This window comes from Acinetobacter sp. 'aerobic (ED)' (assembly GCF_904886855.1).
GTDB lineage: Bacteria > Pseudomonadota > Gammaproteobacteria > Pseudomonadales > Moraxellaceae > Acinetobacter > Acinetobacter courvalinii.
Window position 1 is genome coordinate 1 of the sequence record NZ_CAJHGI010000004.1, and the last position, 21,282, is coordinate 21,282.

Below are 21,282 nucleotides of genomic sequence, written 5' to 3' on the forward strand. Positions count from 1 at the left end.
ACTAATACACATGCCACAAAATATAAACAACTTCTAGCTTGCACTATAATTACCTTTATATTATAATAACATAGATGACATAGATGACATAGATGACATAGATGACATAGATGACATAGATGACATAGATGAATTAATCGAAGGCTATTGACTTGGATTGCTCTACTGGCACTCCATAATCATTAACAAGAACAAATTTTATTTTGCTATCTTTTTGCAGGTAATTTGATTTCTTTACATCTAATTTTAAAGTAGAGTTAGGCTCAACCATTTTATTCTGAGTAAGAACAACATATTGATTGCCAGTTTTTAAACCGATTTCCTGAATATTTGCAAAATAAGGGGTTGGGTTATTTACGACTACTACTTTTTTAGTTGGACTAAAAGAAAAATCTAACTTTTCCATTGCCTGTGAAGAACTCATAAAAGAGTTTATTTTTTTAGGACGAACAAAAACCTTAATTCTATTTTTAAATACAATCATTAAACGGTTGTTATCTACCGCTGTTTCATTCACCTTCACTGAAGGATACTGTATAAAATTAAGATAATATAATGACTCTTTAGAATCTGAATCAGTATCCACACCTAAATAGCGCAATCGAACAATCTGACTAGCATTACCCTCCATACGAAAAATTTGAGGATTAACTACAAAAGGTGCTTTTGTTGTATCTAATGTTGAGTTTTCATCCCCAGCATCGAGCCACACCTGAACTAAGGCAGGTTTATTATCTTTATTCTGAAGATAGATAGTTTTTTCATTCTGCCCGTTGGGAAGAATTACACGCGTACCTACCAATACCACTCCTGCATTAGCACTAGAAATACTTGTTAAACTCAACAAAAAAACACCTACACTCAAGTGTTTTCGAACTAAATTTAGAGAAAATTTCATCTTCAGATCCTACTCAGTAGCAATATATAACAACAGCCATCCCACAGAGATGGCTGTTGTTCAAATAACGAAAAGTGTTTATTGATAGCTTAGGGTATACTCAACCACACCTGTAACAGCACCAGCTGTTGCAGCTCCACCCTCTGCGATATATTGGGCACCAAACTGGTGATCTGCTGAAGTAGCGCCAGACTTAAGTATCAATCCATCAACTAATGTAACTCCATTTAAAGCAACTGGAGTTTTACCTGCTGCATCAGAAGTAAGTTGAATGGATACATTAGTTGCTGGATTAGTTGTTGCCACATTACCTAAGTTCCCTTCTGCTGTAACAGAACGTCCCAAGAACTTGGTCTTAATTTCCGTATCAGCCCCAGCAGTAGCACAATCCTTTACTGAAATAGAAAAAGGTGTAATACCTGTAGTAGCCCCAGCAGCGGCTAAGCTAGATTGAGAAACGGTAGGTAGCAAAACAACCGTATCACTTTGTCCATTTACTTGAGCCTGACAAGTCTGAGTTGCAACTTCCCCTTGAAAAGTTATAGTTGGGGCCGCCATTGTTAAAACAGGTGCAAATACACTTGCAGCAATTACTAATACTAAGTTTTTCTTAACAAACATAACAAAACCTTTAATTCAAATGCACTGATGTAAAAGATCTTTGAATAGCTTATGACTCAAAGAATAATTTGTGATCCACACCACAGAGCATATGATTATCAATTTTGATTTTTTTTTATTACCACTTTAAACATTAAAAATATTCATTTTAAACAAAATATCAATAAAATACTGATTTTTAATGAATTTTTATCATTATCTCTAGCCTCATAAAATTCGCTATCACTATTATTGTTCTATCAGGTTTATATTTTTATGACAGTTCGCCTGTCCATTTAATAAATTTGTTTGTGAGCAAGGTCTAGTTAATTTATAGGCAATCCACCTTGCTCACCCCGTATGAAAATTAGGAAACAATATTTTTTTTGAAACGGTATTCTGCATATATTCTAGATGAGCAATTGCATTTCCACTTGCTACTCTTAGTTCTTCTGCTAAAATATGTACTTGTGGCCAGCTTAATATTTCAAGCTTAATCAATAACAACAAAATCATTTGTATATAATCTTTACTCCTAACGATTTGATCTTCGTACTTAAATTCCATTAAGAATTTAATTTCATTTTTAATATAATCAATAGCTACAGTTGTTTGTTGATTTGGGCTCATCCCCCCTCCACAGACATCAATAAATTTAAGTCAAAAGATTATCTTCAGAACCACAAATAAGATACATAATAAATCTGAACGCCAGTAATCAATCCAATCAAAAACAAAAATAATCTCATATTTATCCAGTTAATTAATTCAAAAACTTATCGTAACTATTAATCATCTCCTATTGGAGTATTCATATTAGCTAACTCAAGGTAACCTATTTAAAAAATTAAACACTGTCATCAGACAGGAAAAAACTGTCATTAAACGCTCAAAAACTATCTATAAGTGTTTCTAGAAAATCTTTCTTATAATTCCTTGGTTTCAACTATTGTTCTTATAAAATTATGACTTAGCACCCTAATAAAATTCTAGCCCATTATATTCGATCTTTTCACGTATAAAATTAATAAAAAGTTGTGTTTTAGCCGGCTTTCGGTTATCGCGCAAACCGGTACGGTAGGCCCTTCCCACTGAGGTAGAATGCGAGTGAGATGACCTTGCTCAGCATCATCAGCAGCAATTTCTTTAGGGATAACAGCTATCCCTTGACCTAACTTTGCGAGACGTCGCATCAAATCAATACTATTAAGTTGAATCTGTCTCGTGACAGAAACATCAATAATTGTAGTTCCATTACTCAAAGCCCATGTAGGCCTATTCCCCCTTCTCGATAAAAGACTTTGAAATTGTTATATATCCTCTGGTCTTTGAGGAATAAAAGCATGTTCAAAGAAGCTTGGAGCAGCATAAAGACCACAATGAAACTTGGCGATTTGGCGTGCAATTAAATTTGAATCTGTAGGCTCTCCAACACGGATTGCGACATCAAAGGGCTCAGTAATTAAGTCTACTTTGCGCGGGGTGAGATCAATATCCAAATCTCAATATAAATTAAGATCAATTGACTACCCAAAAGAGTTAATTGAAGAGGTAAAAAGGAATACAGTTTTTCAAAAAACAACCTATAAAAGCCCTCCTTAGAGGGCTTTCATACATATACCAACATGAATATTATTGTTGATCGTATGTGCTGTACATCCTGACAAAAGTATCAATACTGCAAGGCTCAGTGCAATGGATACTGGTGAACATCTGCAATGATCGTGCATCACTTCCCCAGCATATTTTTCATCGTATTTAACTTTGCCTTTCGATCATCTAACCCATTGTAACCACCATTGATACGGCGTGTAATGAGATTGATATCGTCTTTATCGGCCAGCTCATTTAATCCATTATCGAACCAGTACTTACATGCCACCAGCATCCCGATACTCGGTAAAGCCACAATCTCTGGATTATTCTCAAAGTCTATTCCAAGAGCACGGCCATATTTACGGTAATTTGCACGACCTGTTAACTGGATCGGTCCACGGCCTTTGTATCGAGTACCATCCCCTTTTTCAGTATTACCCAGATCCTTACGTCCTTCGTATGCTCTGCCACTGGCAATCTCTTCCATATAACGGAAATTACCCGATTCATGAGCCAACTGAGCTATGAAGTGCGCCAGACGTAGATCATTATCTAAAATATGATATGTAGGCATGTGTACATTCGCTGCAAGTGCAAGCTCTTCAGCACGTGCATGTGGTGCACCTAGTTTCTTGAATAAGGCTGTTAAAGTTCCTCGGCCAACAATACCATCATCATTAACACCTAATGCTTTCTGTAAATTTTGAATGCTCATCACTTTTCCTCATGCATAAAAAACCGCCCGAAGGCGGTCGCGTTGATTTAAAATTTTAATTACTGATTTGGACTGTCTTTATCTTTCTTCTTTTCCTGCTCTGAACTACCAAAATAGAAGCCGCAGGCCGTTGTCATCGCTCCAGCAATGAAACCTAAGGCGGTATTAATCAGGTTGCTATTTTCCCGTGGCATATCCACAAAAAATAGAGCAATCACCAGGACGAACATCAGCCCAACCAATGCAAAGGCCAAATAAGCCCGAGTCTGTTCACTTGTCATCAAAATCCCCCTTTAAACGTTCTTTAGTCTGCTCATATTGCTTCTTCCGCAATTCATGGATCTCCTGGGCCCGCTTGTCATCTCGCCGTTTAAAATACAGTGTGGTAAAAAAAGTAATCACACCGATAAAGACTGAGGCCCATACTGCCCAATCAATGCTTGCTGCATACGCTGCCACTGATAACCCCGCTGATGTATATGAAACCTTGGATGCTGTTGCTGCGATTGTGTTTGTAGCAGCTTCAACCGCGCTTGCTGCCTGTTCTTGCATTTCCTGTCTCCAATAGACAATAAAAAAGCACCCGTTTGGGTGCTTATAAAAAAATTTAAGACTGTTAAAGCGTTTGTAGGATTTGCCCTCCATTGATTATCTGTAGGGTCAGTAACGGTGCACCAATAATGGCCGGTCCACCTGGTCCTGGCTCACCTTCAATTGTTCCGTGATATCTCCAGTTCCATTCGCCCTTATTTAATGATTTGGTACCACGCTGGCCCCAACCACCACCATTCCCGGATAGCGGCGAAACTTCACTGCTATTATTCCTTTGGTAACCTTGACCCGGAATATCTCTTTGGGCATCGGATACCTTATCGGTCTGGTAGTTATTATTAAAATACCCCCTGAATCGAGGTACTTCACTGGACGTCGGAACAAAGCTCAGCGCCATACCAAACGGTGCACCGCCACCACCACATGTACCCTGCATGGCATAGTTATACTTGGTACTTATACCGTTTGGTGTCGCGCCTCCGCCTGAGCCACCACGAGCAACAATACCGCCATCGATGATCAGATTCACTTTAGCGTGCCGAACCAGTAAGCCCGGTGCACCGATACCACCATCACGCCGCGTTTTGGTAAAAGCAGTCTCGTATTCACTTTGGCCATAGTAAGCCGCATGAGCGATACCGCCCTCACCACCACGGCCCACAGCCGCACCTTTAATGGTCAGGTTCACTACAAGATCAGGGGGAAACTCACCCGTATCAATAGCCGGGATCTCAGGCAAACCATTCACAACATATTTAACTGAGGGTTGATCCATCCAGTGCCTGTAAATGAGCTCGGTTAATGGACGATAAGCACTTGAGCTGCACACCAGTACACCCGGCTCTACAACAAAGTTAATGACTCCAGTCGCTGGTAATTCTCCGCGCTGCATCTGGTACAACCGAGCCAGATTGATATCAAGCTGGTCATAACGGATATAGATCGGGCTATCGTCAATCGGGGTATCGGTATAGTCCTTATCATTCAGGTAATAGCGCTCATCGTAATTGATGGCGGTGATTTTATTGCTCGTCTTGCCCACCGGATCCTTCTTGGCCACCAGATAAGGCAACGAGCCTTTGCTATCATCGCTCACCACGATATAGGTCGTGTTGATGTAATCCTCTGGATTTAGCTTAAGCGGACCATTTGGCAAACGTCCTAACACGACTTTGTTAGGTGTGGCACCTGCAGTCACAGGAATCAGATCCACGCTGCCATCACTCATCTGCAGATAAATCACATAGCTTTTGCCTGCAATAAACTCCACATCATGACTTAAGGTCAGGATCAGACCTTCTTGCTGCAGCACATCACCGCTCCGGTGAACACCATTGCGATAATCCGCCACCGCAATCCGGTCACGCAGAACCAGCAATTCAGACTCGGATGCCGCATCAAAAGTGATAGATCGACGCTGGAAGCGCATCTTGTTCCAGAGCCGGTACGCATTAAAGTGGGCTTGCCACTTATTACGTACACCTATCGATTTCACCACTTTAGGATTCTTGGCACTCTTGTCCGGCAGATAGATATTGATACGGCTATCGTCAGCAGGATCTGTATATTCATAGATCAGGCCGTCATAGTCATCCATCACACCAAAACTCAGATCCTTTTGATAGGTTTCCGGATAAATATTCCTGAAGTTAAACAACAGTACCGAGTTATCCGTAGGCCGTTCAAAATACAGCTTGAGCTTATTGTTCTGACGGTAAGCCGTACACCCTACTGCGTCACAAACGTTGGTGACCAGTTCTTCAAAGGACAGGTTGGTATCATCAATGGTTGCACAGAACTCTGCGGCCAGCGGTGTACCGAAGTAATCCACGATCTCAAAGTAAGTCCGATAGATATTTTCCAGATCCAGCTCGTCAACCGCACGACGACCAATCTTGTCATCCAGTGCCATCGAGACCAGGGCATCAGCAAAGCTTGAAGTCGGAAAGACTTCCTTGGTCATTTCGCCATTCTGGTAAAAAGGCAGCATCCGTTGCAGATCAAAGTTGATCTTGCGTGTCTTAACCGATAGAGCGCCGGTGGTGGCATAGGTTCTGGCACGGAAAACAGTTTCACTGTGGTACCGTGTGCTTTGTAATGGAAACGCTCCGTAGAGTGCCTGCCATTTCACTTCATCAACGACACTTGGCGCATTGATTGCGCCGGTTACGCGACGCGCACGGACACTGCAACGGCCCTGGAATGTGGTCATGTCCAGCGTAACGCCTACGGTCTGACGTGATTTTGCAGATCCCTTCATGGTGATACGCTGGTACATTGGATTGCCCAATGGTTCACCATTCACATTGACTGGAGTAACTTCCACCTCAAGCTCAACATTCACCGCACCCTGAACATTGCCGTTATAGACCGCATACAATCCATTTGAAGCGACAAAATTACACAGTACCCGGTTTCGCTCAACATTATCCAGGACAAAAGGACCAATCCATTTCTCGCCTATCGAAGCAAGTCTTGGTGATAGTTCTGCAGTTTTCTGGGTTGCGAGTTCCTTCAGGATCCACCAGCCTGGATTGACGGCTGCAGGATTGGATAACGTCATCCGGTCATCAGCGACCGACAACACACTATAAACCCCGTCCAGATGATAGAACTGGTTATTGAACCAGAAACCGCTATTGGTGATTTCTACCCGATCATTGCTGACAAACTTGGTGGTTAGATCCGTGAAATTTGAGGCAGATCTTAAAATCTCATTCGGATAACCAAAGCGTAAATGGTTAGTACCTTCCAGTACCTGAGTATCAGCTGAGCGCAGGATCTGGCCATTGACTGAATTTTGTTGCTGTACCGACAACGGCGGCGTTGTAATTTCACTGCCTAAAAAGAAATACGGATTGCCATTAACAATATCGACATCAGGGCTATACACCTCGATCGATGCACCGGCAATATCTACAATGTTGGTTTCACCGTCAAAGGCACCATTGATTTTATAGTGGCCACGGCCAATACATCCGACTATGTGCTCAACTTCGACATTGTTCTCATACACCTTGTAAGGCACGGCGATCAGGTCAGGTGTATCGTTTGCAGCGCCGAATAGATCCACAACACGGCCATTCACCCGCATCTTGTTCTCACGGCTTGAAAGCTCGTTATTTGCTGATGAGGACTGGTTGTTATTCTGAGTGGTCTGTGCGATCGAAGGCGTTGGCATCAACAGCGCTACTGCAAGGCCAACAACTAACGATACGACTGCAGCAACCAATGCGGGGATCCCTTTCGGATTCTCAATCACAATGAATGTGCCAGGAAGAAAATCGAGCTGCTTCAAGTCATGGGCATTTTTAGGTGTGACCTCATTGGCCATCGAAATTTCAGCATGCTCCATATCACTCGGATTGTGAAAGATACGCAGGTGCTCAGGCATATACTCATATTTTGCTGTAAGCCATTGCCCTAAGGTAGCAGCGCGTTCTACCGCCTTCTTTTCAGATAAAGGATCCTGTTTATAAATAATCTTAATCATAGTAACTGACCCGATTAAACCCCATTGCCATTACGACTTGTTCAGATAAATAAGAGACGCCACTTTCCATCAGGTGCAAAACCTTACCCCCACGAAAAAGCCCCACATGCGGGGGCTTGTTTCTTAGTCTTGGGTGGAAGGCGACTATGCAGCCCTCCTTGGGCATGGGCAGCGGATTTAGTAGCTTTATTCTGGATGGCTTGAACTCAATACTGCCCTTAGGCTGCATAAACAGTTCCAGTGCTTCCCCACGGTCAATCCCATACAGATCCATCGCAGCTTCGTGGGCAAAGTGAACACAGTTGTAGTTTTCCTGATCGTATTGCCGATCGAGTAAATGATCATGACCTTTCATAACGCCCCCTTGAGACCGGTGAAGCGATCCAGTGAGAAGATGTCGCCCGTCTTGGCGGTATTTAATCGCGGTGATTCAGCCTTGAATGTCACAGCTTTATGGTCCATGGCCACGCCTGAGAGTTGCAAACCAAGTAAGAAATACATCGGTGTATTGAGATTGTCCGAGCTATACAGCCGGTAATTAACCGTTGGCTTAATATCGGGATATTGCCCTTCCATTACCCGCTCAAACTCATCCGGCAGCACATCACCCAAGCCTGATATTGAAATCGTCAAGGACTGGTCCAGATCGCCGAGCATACCCGAACGCTGGATCTCGGCAGGCAGATATTCATAGAACAACTGGCTGTCATTCTCCTTGTGCCGGACATAAACACCCTGATCATCATTGCGGACCACCCGATAGGTATTGATGAATGAGGGATGTGTCAGTTCGATACACTCCAGCTGATAAATGTCGACTGTACGGTTGAGAAAGAACCTTGCATATTCCTGATCCATCACACCACCCAATCTTTAATTAAGGCCTGATCTGCTGCCAAGTCTTTCTGATTCTGCACAACCTCCAGCTGGGCATTGACCCGGTACAGATTGCCGTTGACCTCATTGGTTTTAAAAGTACCTGGCATGAAGTTGCACAGGTATTGCTGACGTGTGCCCTGATCGATCACCAGATCCACATAGAATGATGCAGGCTGGCTTTGATAAACACGCCAGAAAGCCATCATCTTGTTGAAGTCGGCTTTGCTTAAGCTCCAGTTCACATCGACTATGTGGCTGTTACGCTTTACATCGATGTAATAGCGGCCACGTCCTCCATCAAACTGCTGGCGCTTCACATCATCACCTGGTGTCACGCCATAGCCGCTCGTTTGAGGATTAAGTTTTAACTTGTACATAACTTTCCTTCAGGCAATAAAAAACCGCCTGTCGGCGGTACGAATAAATAATAGCAATTATTTCAAGGCGAGAATAATTGAAACAGCAATAAAACCAAATACTAAAAGCATATTGGTTAATGCTTGGATATGGCCCGCTCGATCAGCACCTTTTTTGCTCATTTTACCTTCTACCTTTAACTGTGAATTTGTTGTATGCTTATTCATAGAAATACTTCTCCTTATCTTTGCTCGGTTGAGTTGTATTGAAAACCTCAGTGTTGGCGCACTGGGGTTTTTGCTTTTGTGATGATTCTAAATTGCTATAGAATTTGATTCATCCGTCGGTTTTTCCGCATAAAAAAGAGCCACCTGTAGGCAGCTCATTCATTGTAGGGATGGTTGGCTAGTGATAGAAGGTGGCAGAGCGATGTGCTGTCAACAGGTACTACTTATACGTATGTATCTAATTAACGATTACGCCTTGCTGTCGTATTGGTTGAAATGGCCCGACTAATTGATGAGTTAGGTTCCTTGATTTGATCACTCACAATCTTCGGCACCTCACGTGGAAGCTCCTTTTTCAATTCATCTTTTACGATAAGCCGGACAGTATTCTCATCCAGTTGCTCTGCTTCGACCGCTACCCCTTTCACCTGGTTCACCACTTCAATCTTAAAGTTGATCGTAGGTGCTGATGGTTGAACTGAAGCAATCGCTTCAGCCTGTGGCCGTGCAGATCTGCCCAGAGTGAAATCATGGACATCCTCAAGATTTGAGCGATCCTGAACCAAGCCATTCGGTGAGAAATACACTTTGCCATCATGATACAGATCAGAACCGGTAGAGACTTTTGGAGTCTCTGCAGTCTGACTCGCCTTATAGATAATCTGGCCATCTCCGGCTTGATTGAAGATGTTTGATTTCTTCTGGCTTTCCATAAAGGCATTTGAGCTCATCAGTGCACGGCGCATAATATTTTCAGCCGAGTTGTTTTTGAGGAATGCTTCAGGGTTCGCACTCTTACGCATACTCTCAACTAAATTGACACCACCCCAGCGTTTAATATCATCCTGTGACCATACGATCTCGCCTTTATGAACAGATCCGGCAACCTCGTATTTACCACCTTTACCCGTATAACCACCCTCAGCAAAGCCTTGGTCCTTAATTGCACGGATATTGCTGATAATGCTGGCACCTTGAGCAATCGCCCCTGCAATTAATGGCAAGTTTTGAGGAAAACCAACCTTGGCAGCCTGAGCAATGTTCTGTTGAATCGCAATACCAGCTGCTGCGATCGCATAGGCTTTATCTGCAGCAAACATGATCTTGTAGGCCTTGGATTGCTCACCGAACATAGAACCAAACATCGATGTTACTGAACCAATCATTTGCCCACCGAGAGCAATTTGTGCATTCAATCTATCTTGTTGGTACTTATCTTCAATCTCTTGGGCATTTTGAGCATATTCATCATAAATGATATTCCTTTGCTCAAGAGCGGCTTGCATGATCGCTGTTTTCTGATCTTCAAAATCCTGCTGTGATAAAAGGCCGGCCTGGAGTTTGGAGTTGATATCTTCAATACCACTCTGCTCGTTGTAGTCAACTGCTGCAGACTTGCTATCAAACAGATCTTGAGCTGCACCAAGACGGCTAAACCGGTCTTGATCCTGACGATAAAACTCGCCGGTACCATTCATATCAGCCTGGATACTTCCCCAGTTCTGAACAGCTCCAGTAATCTTGTCACGCATCTCCTTTTCCTGATTGGCTTTGGAGAACGTAATCATTTTTTGGCGCTCTTCAATACTCAGCTTGGTATTTTTTAAAATTTCCTCCCGTTCTAATCGATACCGTTCCTGCATGGCTTCGGTTTCAGACAACAAAGCTAATTTAGCCTGGAACAATCGCTGTTCTTGTGCCAGTTGCATCAACCCTAGCTCTTGCTGATATTGTTGCTCCAGTAACTCAACCGCCTGTTTCTGTTCAGCCTTGCTGAGCTCAATATCATGGGCAGCATTGAACTTTTTACGAGCAAAGCTTTCTTCAAGCAACTCAGCTTCAGTTTTTTGGAACTCCTTGTAATCATCCAGTTTGGTTCGTAAAGCCTGTTGAGCGATTGCAATGTCATTGTCTGCACGGGCTTTCAAATCGGCAATAATCTCCGCTTTACGTTCAGAACTAAAATTGGCTTTATCAACCTCCTCTAATTTTTGAGCCAGATCATTGCGGATCCTGGTTTGTTGATCTGCAACTTCATTCTCCAGTTGAATCCGTAAACGTGCCTGTTCTTCCGCCATTTTGGCGTCATCTTGAAGTATCTTTGAAAAATCTTTTGATGAAATATCACCGGCAGAATATCCATTGATGCCTGCCATGTAGCCCTGAAAGTCTTTCCAGTATTGGTTGTTATATTTACCAATACCTTTACCTTTTTGAACGTTGCCTTCACCCGCATGGTAAGCACGTACAGCCTTTTCCAGATCACCTTTAAACAGTTTGAGTAGGTAAGACATATACTTACCCGCACCCTCAGCAGACTGAGCCAGATCAGTTCGATCTTTAACTCCGTATTGCTTGGCGGTACCGGATAAGAACTGAAAGCCTCCAGTTGCACCAGTGTCTTTGTTATATGCTTTGGCGTTACCTCTGGATTCGATCATGTGAATCGCAGATAGTGTTCCTGCAGGTAGTCTGTATTTAGACTCAATGTTGGAAAAACCAAACTTTGCTGCATTGGCCTGAACCTTGGCATTTACAGATAGAATTTTCTGTTGTTTAGACAACTCATCTGTTGTTTCCTTTAATGCCTTATTTTTAGCCTCTATAACCTGGTTATTTTTCTCCTCAATGGCTTGAACTCTCAACGCTGCCTGATACATCTCAGTAGTAATCTGCACACCATTTTTTCGCGCCCAGTTTGCCAAATCTAATAATGCCTTTACTTGAGCTGGAGTGTAGTTCTTGGCAAGCAGTCTCTGTGATAGTTGGGCATCAAAATCACGATCAAATAATGAATCGGCATATTTCTTTTGAGCCTCTTTTGCAGCCAAAGCAGCCTTTTCATTTTCAGTTAATGACTTGGTATTTTTATCAAGACCGACGATCGCATTCTCAGCTTTATTGCCTGCCAGAGCTACCTCTATCCCAAACAAACTATAGGTTTTTTTGGTCTTGTTGGCAGTTTCAGCGGCCACATCATAGGCGCTTACTTGTTTAAGCAATGCATCCCTGAGATCAGAAGGGATTTTCTGATCCTTCAGTTGCTCTATCGCTTCAGTATATGAAATGGTACCAAGACGGGCCTTATTTGAAATATCGGTAACTTTCACATTACCCAGTGCATAGTTTTGAATGGCAATTAATGCTGATGCGACCGCCTGCTCTTGTTGCTTCAACTTCTTGTTTTGATCATCCAGTGTTGCAGCCAGATCAGCAAGCTTCTCTTTACGTTGCTCCTCACTCAGCGCCTTGATTTCTTCTTTAGTTAACTTTGCAGCCTCCGCTTGCTCTTTTAACTTTGCCGTTGCCTCCTCTGCCTTACCATTGAAATACGAGTAAGCGGCAGTCAAACCGGCCACGCCCAAGGTAATTGCACCTATTGGTCCACCAATTAAGGCAAACGCTCCACTAGCCAATCTTCCAACATTGATGGATGCAGCCGCAAGACGTCCTTGCGCAGCTGTTTGCGCATTCGTAGCCGCAGTGGCGGCAGCTTGAGCCTGAGCATAGCGTGCTGCCGCTGCCGTAGCGCCGTATTTAGCCTGTGCTTCAGCATTGGTCGCTTGGACATTCGCAAGATGTGCTTTAGCCGCATTAAGTGTTGCTGTTGCTTCTGCAACCTCAGCCTGAGCATTTGCAACAGATGCCTGACGACTGCGGATGGTTGAGATAATCCCGGTATCTGTAGCAACAGTTTTGGCAATAATTGTCTTGGTTAAATAAGCAAGACCGCCCGCCATTGCAGCATTCATCACAATATCAATATTATCGGCTAATAATCCCAAGCCTGCCGCTGCAGTATTGGTTGCACCTGTACTCATATTGATTTCACCGAGCAACTTGGTCACGGCGTTAGACAATGTGGTCAGGCCATCTGCCAGACTATTCTCCATTGCATCCGCTAATTCCTGATTTGAGTCTCTCGTTGCATTTAATGTCTTGATCAGGTCTTCTAACGAAATTTTACCGGTTGCGCCCAGCTCTCGAATTTGTACCTCTGTCTTGCCTGTGGTTTTAGCCATATCTGCAATAATGTTATCGGCAGCGGTAACAATCGAGATCCAGGCATCAGCATCAATTTTGCCTTTGGCCATAGATTTTGAAAATGCATCAATTGCTGATTGCGCCTGATCAGCACGTGCTGCATTTGCCGTAAATGAAAAGGAAAGTGAGTCAGACACATCCAAGGTATCATTGGTGGCGTAACCTAAGGCTTTCATCCCACCAGCCAAGCCTAAATAGACTTCCTGCGCTTCACCAAGAGCACGGTATGTGCTTTTTGTAGACGCATATAGACGCTCCTGAACAAGATCAAACTCAGCAGCACTATCTGTTGCATTACGAATACGTGCGGCCATCTGAGTCGCACCATCAGCTCTGGCAATTGTCTCATTTACAGTAACCAGCCCCAGCATAAAACCGGCCAAGGCTTTAATCGATGTCCCATATGAATGAATCGACTTTTCCTGTTTATCCAGTTCCTGCGATGTATTTTTAATTTCCTGTGAAAACTTTTGATTCTGCTGAGTCGCCTGCTTGGTGACTTCAACCGTTTTTTGCACGGATGAGTTGGTATTGTTTACCGTGGTATTAAAGTTCTGGACAATGTTATTGGTCACAGAAAACTGTTTACCCATGTCTTTTGTAGATTGTGATGCTGAATCGCCACGCTCTGTAATTCTAGACATTTCATCAGCCAAGGCTTTAGCGTTGCGTTCAGCATTTTTTGAGTCAATTACAATGACTAAGCGGGATTCTTGCGTCATGTTTACTTTCCTTTAGGCAATAAAAAACCGCCTTGCGGCGGTTATACGTTGGATATAAAAAAACCCACTTTCGCGGGTTTAATTAAATTTACTTAGTAAGTTGAATATCTAAAAACTTTTTAATATTACCAATCTGCATTTACCTTCTGTTGTGTCTTAATTTTTTCTGCCATTGCATCAGAAGATTTATTTAACTCATCTACAATTATTTTAGCGGATGGGTAACCTTCTGTTATAGGTCTATTTGTTTCACTATAACGAACACCATTAATCATCTGTGCTGGTTTATAATGAGTAAGGTTGTCATAACCAACCCGCATCCGACCATCTTTTGTATCTACACGAACAGTAAAATCAACACGGTCACCTGCCGTAACAGTCATACAATCAGCAAAGCCACTGCAACGGTATGCCATATTCCCTTTTCCAATGATTGATCCAGTAGTCTTATCTTCGTACTGAATAACGGCATTAGCTGAACGAAAGGCTGTAGCGAACCATTGACGAGCTCCATCATAAACTTGAGCTTGATTCAATCCGTCAATTTGATATATTTTTTCAAATTTTACTGGTTCTGCTGGTTTTTGTGGCGTTGTAGCACAACCTGTTAAAACTAAAAAAGAACCAATTAATATAAGTTTTTTCATAATCAACACCCTCTTTAAAATCCCGCACAATTTAACAAATAATTAAAATGAAATCATTAAAAAACCCACATTAAGTGGGTTCTCTGTTCTCAGCTAATGATCCAAATAAAGAAAACAAGCGCAAAGAACCCAATGACTCCAGCAATTATCCATTCAGATTTTGGATAACCCAATAAATTGTCTGGATTATTAAAATTAGGCTCTTTTCTTGCAGATTCTTTTTTATAGCTAGAAAACTTAGAGTATGAAATTCCAGTTCCAGGCAATCCAGCTGTAGTCTTTACACCCTTCTTGCCAACATTTATTCTAGCGCCATTTTTTCCAATAGATAAGCTACTTACACCTTTTTTAGTGATATTTACTTTCACTCCAGGCGCTATTTTTAAACTCTTCCTAAAATTAAGCCCCATATTAATACCTATCTTGAACACACCTTCTTAGAAGCGCTGATTGAACCATCATTGCATACAAATTTCTTTCCATCACAATGACTAATTCCTCCTTTTTTACCAGAACAAGGCTGTCTGCCTTTACCAGCTTCAGCTAGATTAACTGCTCCAAAAACTAATAATATACTTAAAATAACCTGTTTCATAAAATACCCCTTATAAATAAAAAAGATAATTTATCAGAAGGTTGAAATTAAGTCATTAAAAAACCCACATTAAGTGGGTTTGATTTCAAAATATTAAAATTATTTTTTAAGTATATCAAAGTCATGCATAGTTATCCGTTGGCTCACGTCTGATAAGTATTTATCCTCATTAACACATCTTTGTATATGGCTAGATATTTTCCTAAACCCATCCCAATAACTATTAGTTACAGACATTTTTTCATCCCAAATATCTTCCCACCAAGTATTATTAGAGCAGTATTTTAAAACCTCTAGAGGATGTAGAACCCCTTCACATAAGTCATTAAACTCTGAGTCCGATACAATAAAACCTTTCACGAAAACACAATTTTCTAATCTTGAATTGGTATACAACTCATAAAGGAACTTTAAAGTAACGAATAAGCTCTTTAGCATACTCTCACCACCAGCACCAATTACATCACTCACATGTATAGGAGTTTTTAAAACATCTACAACCCATTCATTATATTTTCTAACTATAAGGAACTCACCTGCTTTTGAGTCATTCCTAACTAAATAGATATCTTTTGGCCTGACAGGTGCAAATGGATTATTCTCTTTATGATCTTCAGGTTCAATTTCTATGGGGCTATATAATGGAATATTTAAAATTTCTTTTACAGCTTCTTCTGGCCTTGTTGATAGCCTATCATATTCCACTTTGAATTTTGGTAAATTCCCATGCTTCAACCATTCAGAGTTAACTCCAAAAAAGCGGGCAAAATTATCCAATTCAAAAAAACTAGGTTGTTCTGTGCCTGCAAAATAATTTGAAAATTGATGTGCAGAGTTCTCACCCATTATTTCAGCAACTTTTGAAGGGGTTAGTTTTAAATGTGATATCTCATTTGTCATTTTCAAACATTCATTTAAGCGAGAAGCAATAAGTGAATCATTATCAAACTGGAACCTTTTGGAGTTTAATAGCATTTCAATATTTTTAAGGCTTTCAACAATAGTTAACTTTGAAACAGCTACATCACTATTAAGAACTTTTTCTAAAATTTGTAGAATTGCTGCATTCTGAGAAAGCCCATTAATTTCAGCATATCTATTTAATTGCTCATGAACTTCAGGTGGTAAGCGTACTTGAGTACGTTTCCAATCATCTTGTTTGAAAATCATTATTACGACTCAATCCTCAATGTTGATAAAAATATATTAGCTTTTTAATTTAGTGTCAAATTAACATCACATCATAGTGCCAAAAATGGAGTTGACTATTTTTTAGTTCTTAAATATATTAAAAACGCCCTGCAACTTTGGACGGTGACAGGGCGAGTTATCAACCACTACGAGGTAATTGATATGGCTAGTTTAGCACAAATCAATGATACGCATGTATCAATCATTAATTTCAAATCTATCCCTGTTCTAACTACTGAACAGTTAGCTGGTTTTTATGGCACAGGATCTGTCCGCATCCAGCAAAACCATACACGTAATAAAGACCGCTTTATTGAAGGGAAACATTTCTTCAAAATTATTGGACAAGAATTAAAGGATTTTGTGACTAGCTTAAAGATAGTTGCAAATTCCCCATCTATTTCAAACAAAGCTCGCTCCCTGATTCTATGGACAGAACGCGGCGCTGCCCGCCACGCTAAGATGCTTGATACTGACCAAGCCTGGGAGGTATTTGAACAACTTGAAGACTGTTATTTTGTCCGAAAAGAAATCTTAGCCAAAACCCACAAATTAGAACGCACCCCACTACATGATGCACATGCTTTGCTTGTTGCCAAAACAAAACACTTAAACTCAAGTGATGCGTGGAAAATTATCAATCAACGTTTTGGTACAAATAGTATTGATGAAATCCCTTATGACTCCATCCCTGTCGCCGTGGAGTACGTTCATCACCTGATTGCGCTTTACAGCAATGCCCCAACTCACTTTCCATCACAGAATCCAGAATTGGAATCACGCGCAAAAAACGTAGCAATTCATATGTACTGGGTATCTGCTTGGTGGCGTTGTTTTGGTGATTCAATCAGAATATTGAACCCCAAAATGGCAGGACGTATTCACGATAATTTTGCAGACGGCGCTTTTAGTGCAGGTCTAATTCTAGGTAGTAAATACAGAGAAGAGCTTAATGTTCACATCCTAAAGGAACTACCATACGATCTAAGCGAAAGTGAGCGTATTGATCATTTTCGCCGTCTCCAATATTAATAAATAGCAAAGCCCTTCGGGGCTTTTCTTTTGGCATTAAAAAACCACCCGAAGGTGGCAATTACATTATCTCGTTTGAGTATTTGTAGTTTTAGCCTTCACCTTTTTATAGGCTTCTTCCAGAAACAGATCATCCAAAGCAAAGATGCAGTCGTTAAATATATGTGGACCAACAGGCAGATCATTATGCTCGGCATAAACATTAATGGCCTGTTGGTCTATTGATAACGGCATACCCTGCTCATAGCGTCTGGATCTGCAAATCGTGCTGAAGGCTAAGAGCATTGATTCAGCGGCATAGGATGATTCAGGTGGCTCAGGAATATGGCCACCTAAGAACTTGATTTGTTCGATTTCGTGCGGCGATTTCGATGCGTACGTTTTTTGGTATTTGTAGAGCTCAATGACTTTCCCAGGATAACGGCCTTGTCCTTATCAGCATTTTCCTGAATCTTTTGGGCTTCAGTTTTAACGAATAACCAGATGGCCACACCGATGTCGCCAAGGTTGAATAGCCTGGAAGCATTCTCGGCTGTGTATGGCATGTCAGTCTCTACAGTCTGGCCATTGACGACCTCAGCAAAAACTACGCCCTTCCAGTCTTCAATCAGATGCGCTGCACAGGCATCCATAAGCAACTCATGATAAAGCTTGTCAGCAGGATCTGTGGCCATCACGTCATAGCCTTTGGATGTAATCTGATTACCTGCCCGTTCGATCGCCACTTGAAATGGTTTATAGGCAATGCCACGGATCTTGAATTCGGCCTGAACCTCGTCTTTATCATTTTTGAACTGGCACCATTTAGATACCTCTGAACTTTGTACAATACCGACTTTTAACGCCATAACGACCTCTAAAATTTAAGCAATAAAAAAGCCCATGGCATTACATAGGCTTTGGTTTTGAATTAATGAATAATTGCGTTATACCCGCTTACTACACCAGTGCACGTACAATGGTTGGGCTGGTACGCACTTGGGCAAAGTTGATGTCTACCGTGATGATGTCATCACCACCGCCGTCAGGATGATTAGCTTCCATGACTTCCAATTGCGGGAAACTCAAAGAGTACTTGCTACCTTTGTTGTCCTTGATATCAAAGCCCAGCGTGAATACATCACGGGTTTTGATCGCATTGATCCAAGCTGCAGATGTCGCCGAGAACATGAAATTACCGTTTACACCGATATCTATCATCTTCTCCAAGTAGAACTCTGGCGTGTATTTGCCAGATCCAATACAGCGGATCGCTTCCAGGTTGTTATTAAAGTTAATGGTGAGTGACTGCAGACAAGCTTTACCTTGGATCGACTGGCCATTAATCAGTAACTTTTCAACATTTGGCATGCTGACAACTGGACGGCTTGAAGCTGGTACCGGATTGGTCACAGGGTTGACTTGCTGAGGTGTAAAGGAAGTACCGACCAAGCCAAAGTTACCTGTAATCTTTCCTGTGGTCTGAATCGTGATTTCACCGGTATTGACCTGTATACCACGGTAAATAAACACCTGACCAATATCCTCAAAAACCTTAACCAAGGTCAGAGATTTACGTACACCAGCGGCAAAGCTTAGGGAGTTGGCCGACCAATTATTGAAAGCCAGCACACTCAGGAATAAATCAAAGGTCCCAAGTGATAACTCAAATTCCAGCTGGCCAGTGACTTCAACTTCAGTTACCAAAGCACCCTGACGGAAGCGTGAATCCACCACTTCATTGCTTTGTTCGGTAGATACGTTTTCGGATAATCCATCCGACACACGGCGAACGGTGTACCACACCGGATTTGCTGGAGTGGTACCGAGCACTGCCTCTTCACAAGCATATAACCGGATTTTTGCGCCTGAACTCATTTATTGTTCTCCAAAATTTAGGCATTAAAAAACCCGCTGATTAAGCGGGCTATTAAAGTGATTCGTTTGTCTGTTCTTCTTTGATCTCAGGCGGTTCCACACCATCCATCGCAGCAGCTACGGCCTGAGCCAGATTGGTTGGCTGGAACTCAACTGGTGTTTCAGGAAATGGCTCATCCGGTTCCAGTTCAGGCTCAGGCAAACTATTAAGTCGAATACTAATAAACCGGCTTTCTGGAATATCCATCGGTTTATCAAGATCAGAAACAATTGATGCAGATTCAAAGTCGAATTTTTTCTTATAGGTCTTAATGGAAATATCACCATTTTCTAAAGTCTGATATTCGACACTGACAAGAATATTTCCTTTGGCATCCTTTGGCATCTCGATGTACCAACCTTGTTCTGCAAAACCTGTAGAACCTTGTAAGAGATAGCATCCTACGTCATTCCGGAAGAACTTAATTTCTTGTTCCTCAGCCTCACCGTTTGGTTCGATTCGATCAGCATAAAGATTGACTACTGGAGAAGCGGCCTTAATAAAACCATTTGAATCTGTTTGCGTATTACTCTCATCCAGAATTTTAAAATAACGCTTAACCTTCATTGAACCAGAGTTAACCGTCATAGTCCCATGATATAAACTATGGCGCACATTCATCGGGTACATCATGGCATGTGCATTTGCCACTCCCACAGTAAAGTACTGCGCGGCAAATGTCCCTGCAGGTAAACCAATTGCATCACCTACTCCTTCGCCATGTCCCGTAGAATCTCCACCAGTACATCGAATTACCTGGCCATTATTGTATTCAGCAATGTTGAGAGGCACCCGACCATAATCTGGAGTATTAGTTCCTAAACCAAAAGCTCCAACAGCCATTAGATCACCCGAATTCACCCCGACGTTATATGATGCCGCCGAACCTAAGCTGGTTGGTGAGAGTGATGTCACAGCATATCGCCAAGGTGTATAAGTACCATCTGAACCAGCTGTTCGTAATGCAAAATCAGATTCTAATCCATAGGAATAAGCCAGTTGTAACTTGCCTGCATTGGTTGTATATGCGCCCTTTGTCTCTACATAAAACAAACGGGATTTTAAACCTATAGGTCTGTTCGCCATTTCTCCATCTGATCGGGCAAGCAATAATCTGGTACCCGTGGGTGCCTCGTTAAGATCAGCAAATGGGGGTGGTGGTGGATTTGCTCCGTTCCCAGACCAGTAAATATCTACGCCATTGGAGTAAGCTGCTTTAAAAGTATCTCTGGCAACAGGAATATTATAACCATCAGCTCCAATATTTGCTTTTGCTGCTGCTCCCGCACCTTGGACTTGGGAAATATCCGGTGTCAGATTCGGAATACCAGAGGCAAAAGGCAGCATAAATTGTAACTTACCAGGTGCGGCATTATAGGGAAAAGGTCGATGCTCCCAATTGAACTTAAAAACAAGATTGGCCATTATGCTGTTACTCCATCAGCTACCAGAAACATCAAAGTTTCAGAATGTTGAGTTACACCACCACCCACAGCTTTAAGATCCATCTGGACTAGTCCCAGAGGCCACGCTGAAGTACTTGCCCCAGACGTCACCTTTAACCAGCCTTTCTGTGTAGCCTGATTTAATACAGTACAGGTTAAAGTTGCAACGGCAGCACCGGTATGCAGCTCTTTTACTTGAGATGTAAATACATAACCTGTCAGGTTAATCGCACGGCGGACATCATCAGGCGGGAATTGCAGAGCCTCGCTCATATCGACAAGCTGCAAATCCAGATTAAAGGTGTCACCGCGCTTAAAAACAAAATTGCTCATAAGTGATTCCTATAGACATAAAAAAACCACCGATGCGGTGGTAGTTAAAAATAAAAAAA

The 21,282-nt window shown here is 41.9% G+C and carries 21 protein-coding genes and 3 pseudogenes; 1 reads left to right on the top strand and 23 read right to left on the bottom strand.

What is annotated here, in order from left to right; genetic code table 11:
* Window positions 1-133: 133 nt before the first annotated feature.
* From JO943_RS08750 to JO943_RS08830, 18 genes and pseudogenes are all read right to left on the bottom strand, one after another.
* Window positions 134-898 carry a molecular chaperone gene (locus JO943_RS08750; RefSeq protein ID WP_202740541.1) on the bottom strand — a complete coding sequence of 255 codons (765 nt, stop codon included), beginning with the start codon at window positions 896-898 and terminating at the stop codon, window positions 134-136.
* A 78-nt stretch (window positions 899-976) separates the two neighbouring features.
* Window positions 977-1,519 (bottom strand): fimbrial protein, encoded by a 543-nt coding sequence (locus JO943_RS08755; RefSeq protein WP_202740542.1) that lies wholly within the window; start codon window positions 1,517-1,519, stop codon window positions 977-979.
* A gap of 330 nt (window positions 1,520-1,849) precedes the next feature.
* Window positions 1,850-2,128 carry a hypothetical protein gene (locus JO943_RS08760; protein WP_202740544.1) on the bottom strand — a complete coding sequence of 93 codons (279 nt, stop codon included), beginning with the start codon at window positions 2,126-2,128 and terminating at the stop codon, window positions 1,850-1,852.
* Between the two features lie 359 nt (window positions 2,129-2,487).
* Window positions 2,488-2,775: pseudogene (locus tag JO943_RS18645) on the bottom strand (LysR substrate-binding domain-containing protein); the annotation flags it as partial.
* Window positions 2,776-3,227: 452 nt separating this feature from the next.
* Entirely contained in the window at window positions 3,228-3,809 is a 582-nt protein-coding gene (locus JO943_RS08770; RefSeq protein WP_202740547.1) for a glycoside hydrolase family 19 protein, read from the bottom strand.
* Between the two features lie 59 nt (window positions 3,810-3,868).
* The gene (locus JO943_RS08775; protein WP_005231578.1) at window positions 3,869-4,090 is read right to left on the bottom strand and encodes a hypothetical protein; all 222 of its coding nucleotides are present in this window, start codon (window positions 4,088-4,090) and stop codon (window positions 3,869-3,871) included.
* Window positions 4,080-4,361 (bottom strand): phage holin, encoded by a 282-nt coding sequence (locus JO943_RS08780; RefSeq protein ID WP_005231293.1) that lies wholly within the window; start codon window positions 4,359-4,361, stop codon window positions 4,080-4,082. The genes JO943_RS08775 and JO943_RS08780 overlap by 11 nt, the downstream gene beginning before the upstream one ends.
* Before the next feature lie 64 nt (window positions 4,362-4,425).
* A pseudogene (locus tag JO943_RS18650) lies at window positions 4,426-5,094 on the bottom strand (phage tail protein); the annotation flags it as partial.
* A 59-nt stretch (window positions 5,095-5,153) separates the two neighbouring features.
* Window positions 5,154-7,854, bottom strand: a pseudogene (locus JO943_RS08785) (host specificity factor TipJ family phage tail protein); the annotation flags it as partial.
* Entirely contained in the window at window positions 7,847-8,209 is a 363-nt protein-coding gene (locus tag JO943_RS08790) for a hypothetical protein (RefSeq protein WP_062846825.1), read from the bottom strand. The pseudogene JO943_RS08785 and the gene JO943_RS08790, both read right to left, overlap by 8 nt.
* Window positions 8,206-8,712 carry a DUF1833 family protein gene (locus JO943_RS08795; protein WP_069576037.1) on the bottom strand — a complete coding sequence of 169 codons (507 nt, stop codon included), beginning with the start codon at window positions 8,710-8,712 and terminating at the stop codon, window positions 8,206-8,208. Before JO943_RS08795 ends, JO943_RS08790 begins: the two co-directional genes overlap by 4 nt.
* The gene (locus JO943_RS08800; RefSeq protein ID WP_202740551.1) at window positions 8,712-9,110 is read right to left on the bottom strand and encodes a hypothetical protein; all 399 of its coding nucleotides are present in this window, start codon (window positions 9,108-9,110) and stop codon (window positions 8,712-8,714) included. The genes JO943_RS08795 and JO943_RS08800 overlap by 1 nt, the downstream gene beginning before the upstream one ends.
* A 57-nt stretch (window positions 9,111-9,167) precedes the next feature.
* Window positions 9,168-9,317, bottom strand: coding sequence for a hypothetical protein (locus JO943_RS08805; RefSeq protein ID WP_202740552.1), 150 nt, complete (start codon window positions 9,315-9,317; stop codon window positions 9,168-9,170).
* A gap of 242 nt (window positions 9,318-9,559) precedes the next feature.
* Window positions 9,560-14,083 (bottom strand): tape measure protein, encoded by a 4,524-nt coding sequence (locus JO943_RS08810; protein ID WP_202740556.1) that lies wholly within the window; start codon window positions 14,081-14,083, stop codon window positions 9,560-9,562.
* 125 nt (window positions 14,084-14,208) lie between these two features.
* The gene (locus JO943_RS08815) at window positions 14,209-14,730 is read right to left on the bottom strand and encodes a DUF4468 domain-containing protein (protein ID WP_202740557.1); all 522 of its coding nucleotides are present in this window, start codon (window positions 14,728-14,730) and stop codon (window positions 14,209-14,211) included.
* Between the two features lie 89 nt (window positions 14,731-14,819).
* Entirely contained in the window at window positions 14,820-15,140 is a 321-nt protein-coding gene (locus tag JO943_RS08820; RefSeq protein ID WP_202740558.1) for a DUF4236 domain-containing protein, read from the bottom strand.
* A gap of 8 nt (window positions 15,141-15,148) precedes the next feature.
* On the bottom strand, window positions 15,149-15,325 hold the full coding sequence (locus JO943_RS08825) for a hypothetical protein (RefSeq protein WP_202740559.1): 177 nt from the start codon (window positions 15,323-15,325) through the stop codon (window positions 15,149-15,151).
* Window positions 15,326-15,424: 99 nt separating this feature from the next.
* Window positions 15,425-16,495, bottom strand: coding sequence for an Arc family DNA-binding protein (locus JO943_RS08830; protein ID WP_202740560.1), 1,071 nt, complete (start codon window positions 16,493-16,495; stop codon window positions 15,425-15,427).
* A gap of 183 nt (window positions 16,496-16,678) precedes the next feature.
* Here JO943_RS08830 and JO943_RS08835 point away from each other — a divergent pair, with 183 nt between their 5' ends.
* Window positions 16,679-17,548, top strand: coding sequence for an ORF6N domain-containing protein (locus JO943_RS08835; RefSeq protein ID WP_202740561.1), 870 nt, complete (start codon window positions 16,679-16,681; stop codon window positions 17,546-17,548).
* Window positions 17,549-17,614: 66 nt separating this feature from the next.
* On the opposite strand, the gene JO943_RS08840 is transcribed toward JO943_RS08835, so the two are convergent.
* The 5 genes from JO943_RS08840 to JO943_RS08860 form a co-directional block, all read right to left on the bottom strand.
* A complete protein-coding gene (locus JO943_RS08840) occupies window positions 17,615-17,782 on the bottom strand; it encodes a hypothetical protein (RefSeq protein WP_202740562.1) in 168 nt (55 codons plus the stop codon).
* A gap of 98 nt (window positions 17,783-17,880) precedes the next feature.
* The gene (locus JO943_RS08845) at window positions 17,881-18,396 is read right to left on the bottom strand and encodes a hypothetical protein (protein ID WP_202740563.1); all 516 of its coding nucleotides are present in this window, start codon (window positions 18,394-18,396) and stop codon (window positions 17,881-17,883) included.
* A 91-nt stretch (window positions 18,397-18,487) separates the two neighbouring features.
* Window positions 18,488-19,405, bottom strand: a complete 918-nt coding sequence (locus JO943_RS08850) for a phage tail tube protein (protein WP_202740564.1) — start codon at window positions 19,403-19,405, stop codon at window positions 18,488-18,490.
* Window positions 19,406-19,457: 52 nt separating this feature from the next.
* On the bottom strand, window positions 19,458-20,870 hold the full coding sequence (locus JO943_RS08855; RefSeq protein ID WP_202740565.1) for a phage tail protein: 1,413 nt from the start codon (window positions 20,868-20,870) through the stop codon (window positions 19,458-19,460).
* Window positions 20,870-21,223 carry a hypothetical protein gene (locus JO943_RS08860; protein WP_032866680.1) on the bottom strand — a complete coding sequence of 118 codons (354 nt, stop codon included), beginning with the start codon at window positions 21,221-21,223 and terminating at the stop codon, window positions 20,870-20,872. The genes JO943_RS08855 and JO943_RS08860 overlap by 1 nt, the downstream gene beginning before the upstream one ends.
* Window positions 21,224-21,282: the final 59 nt, after the last annotated feature.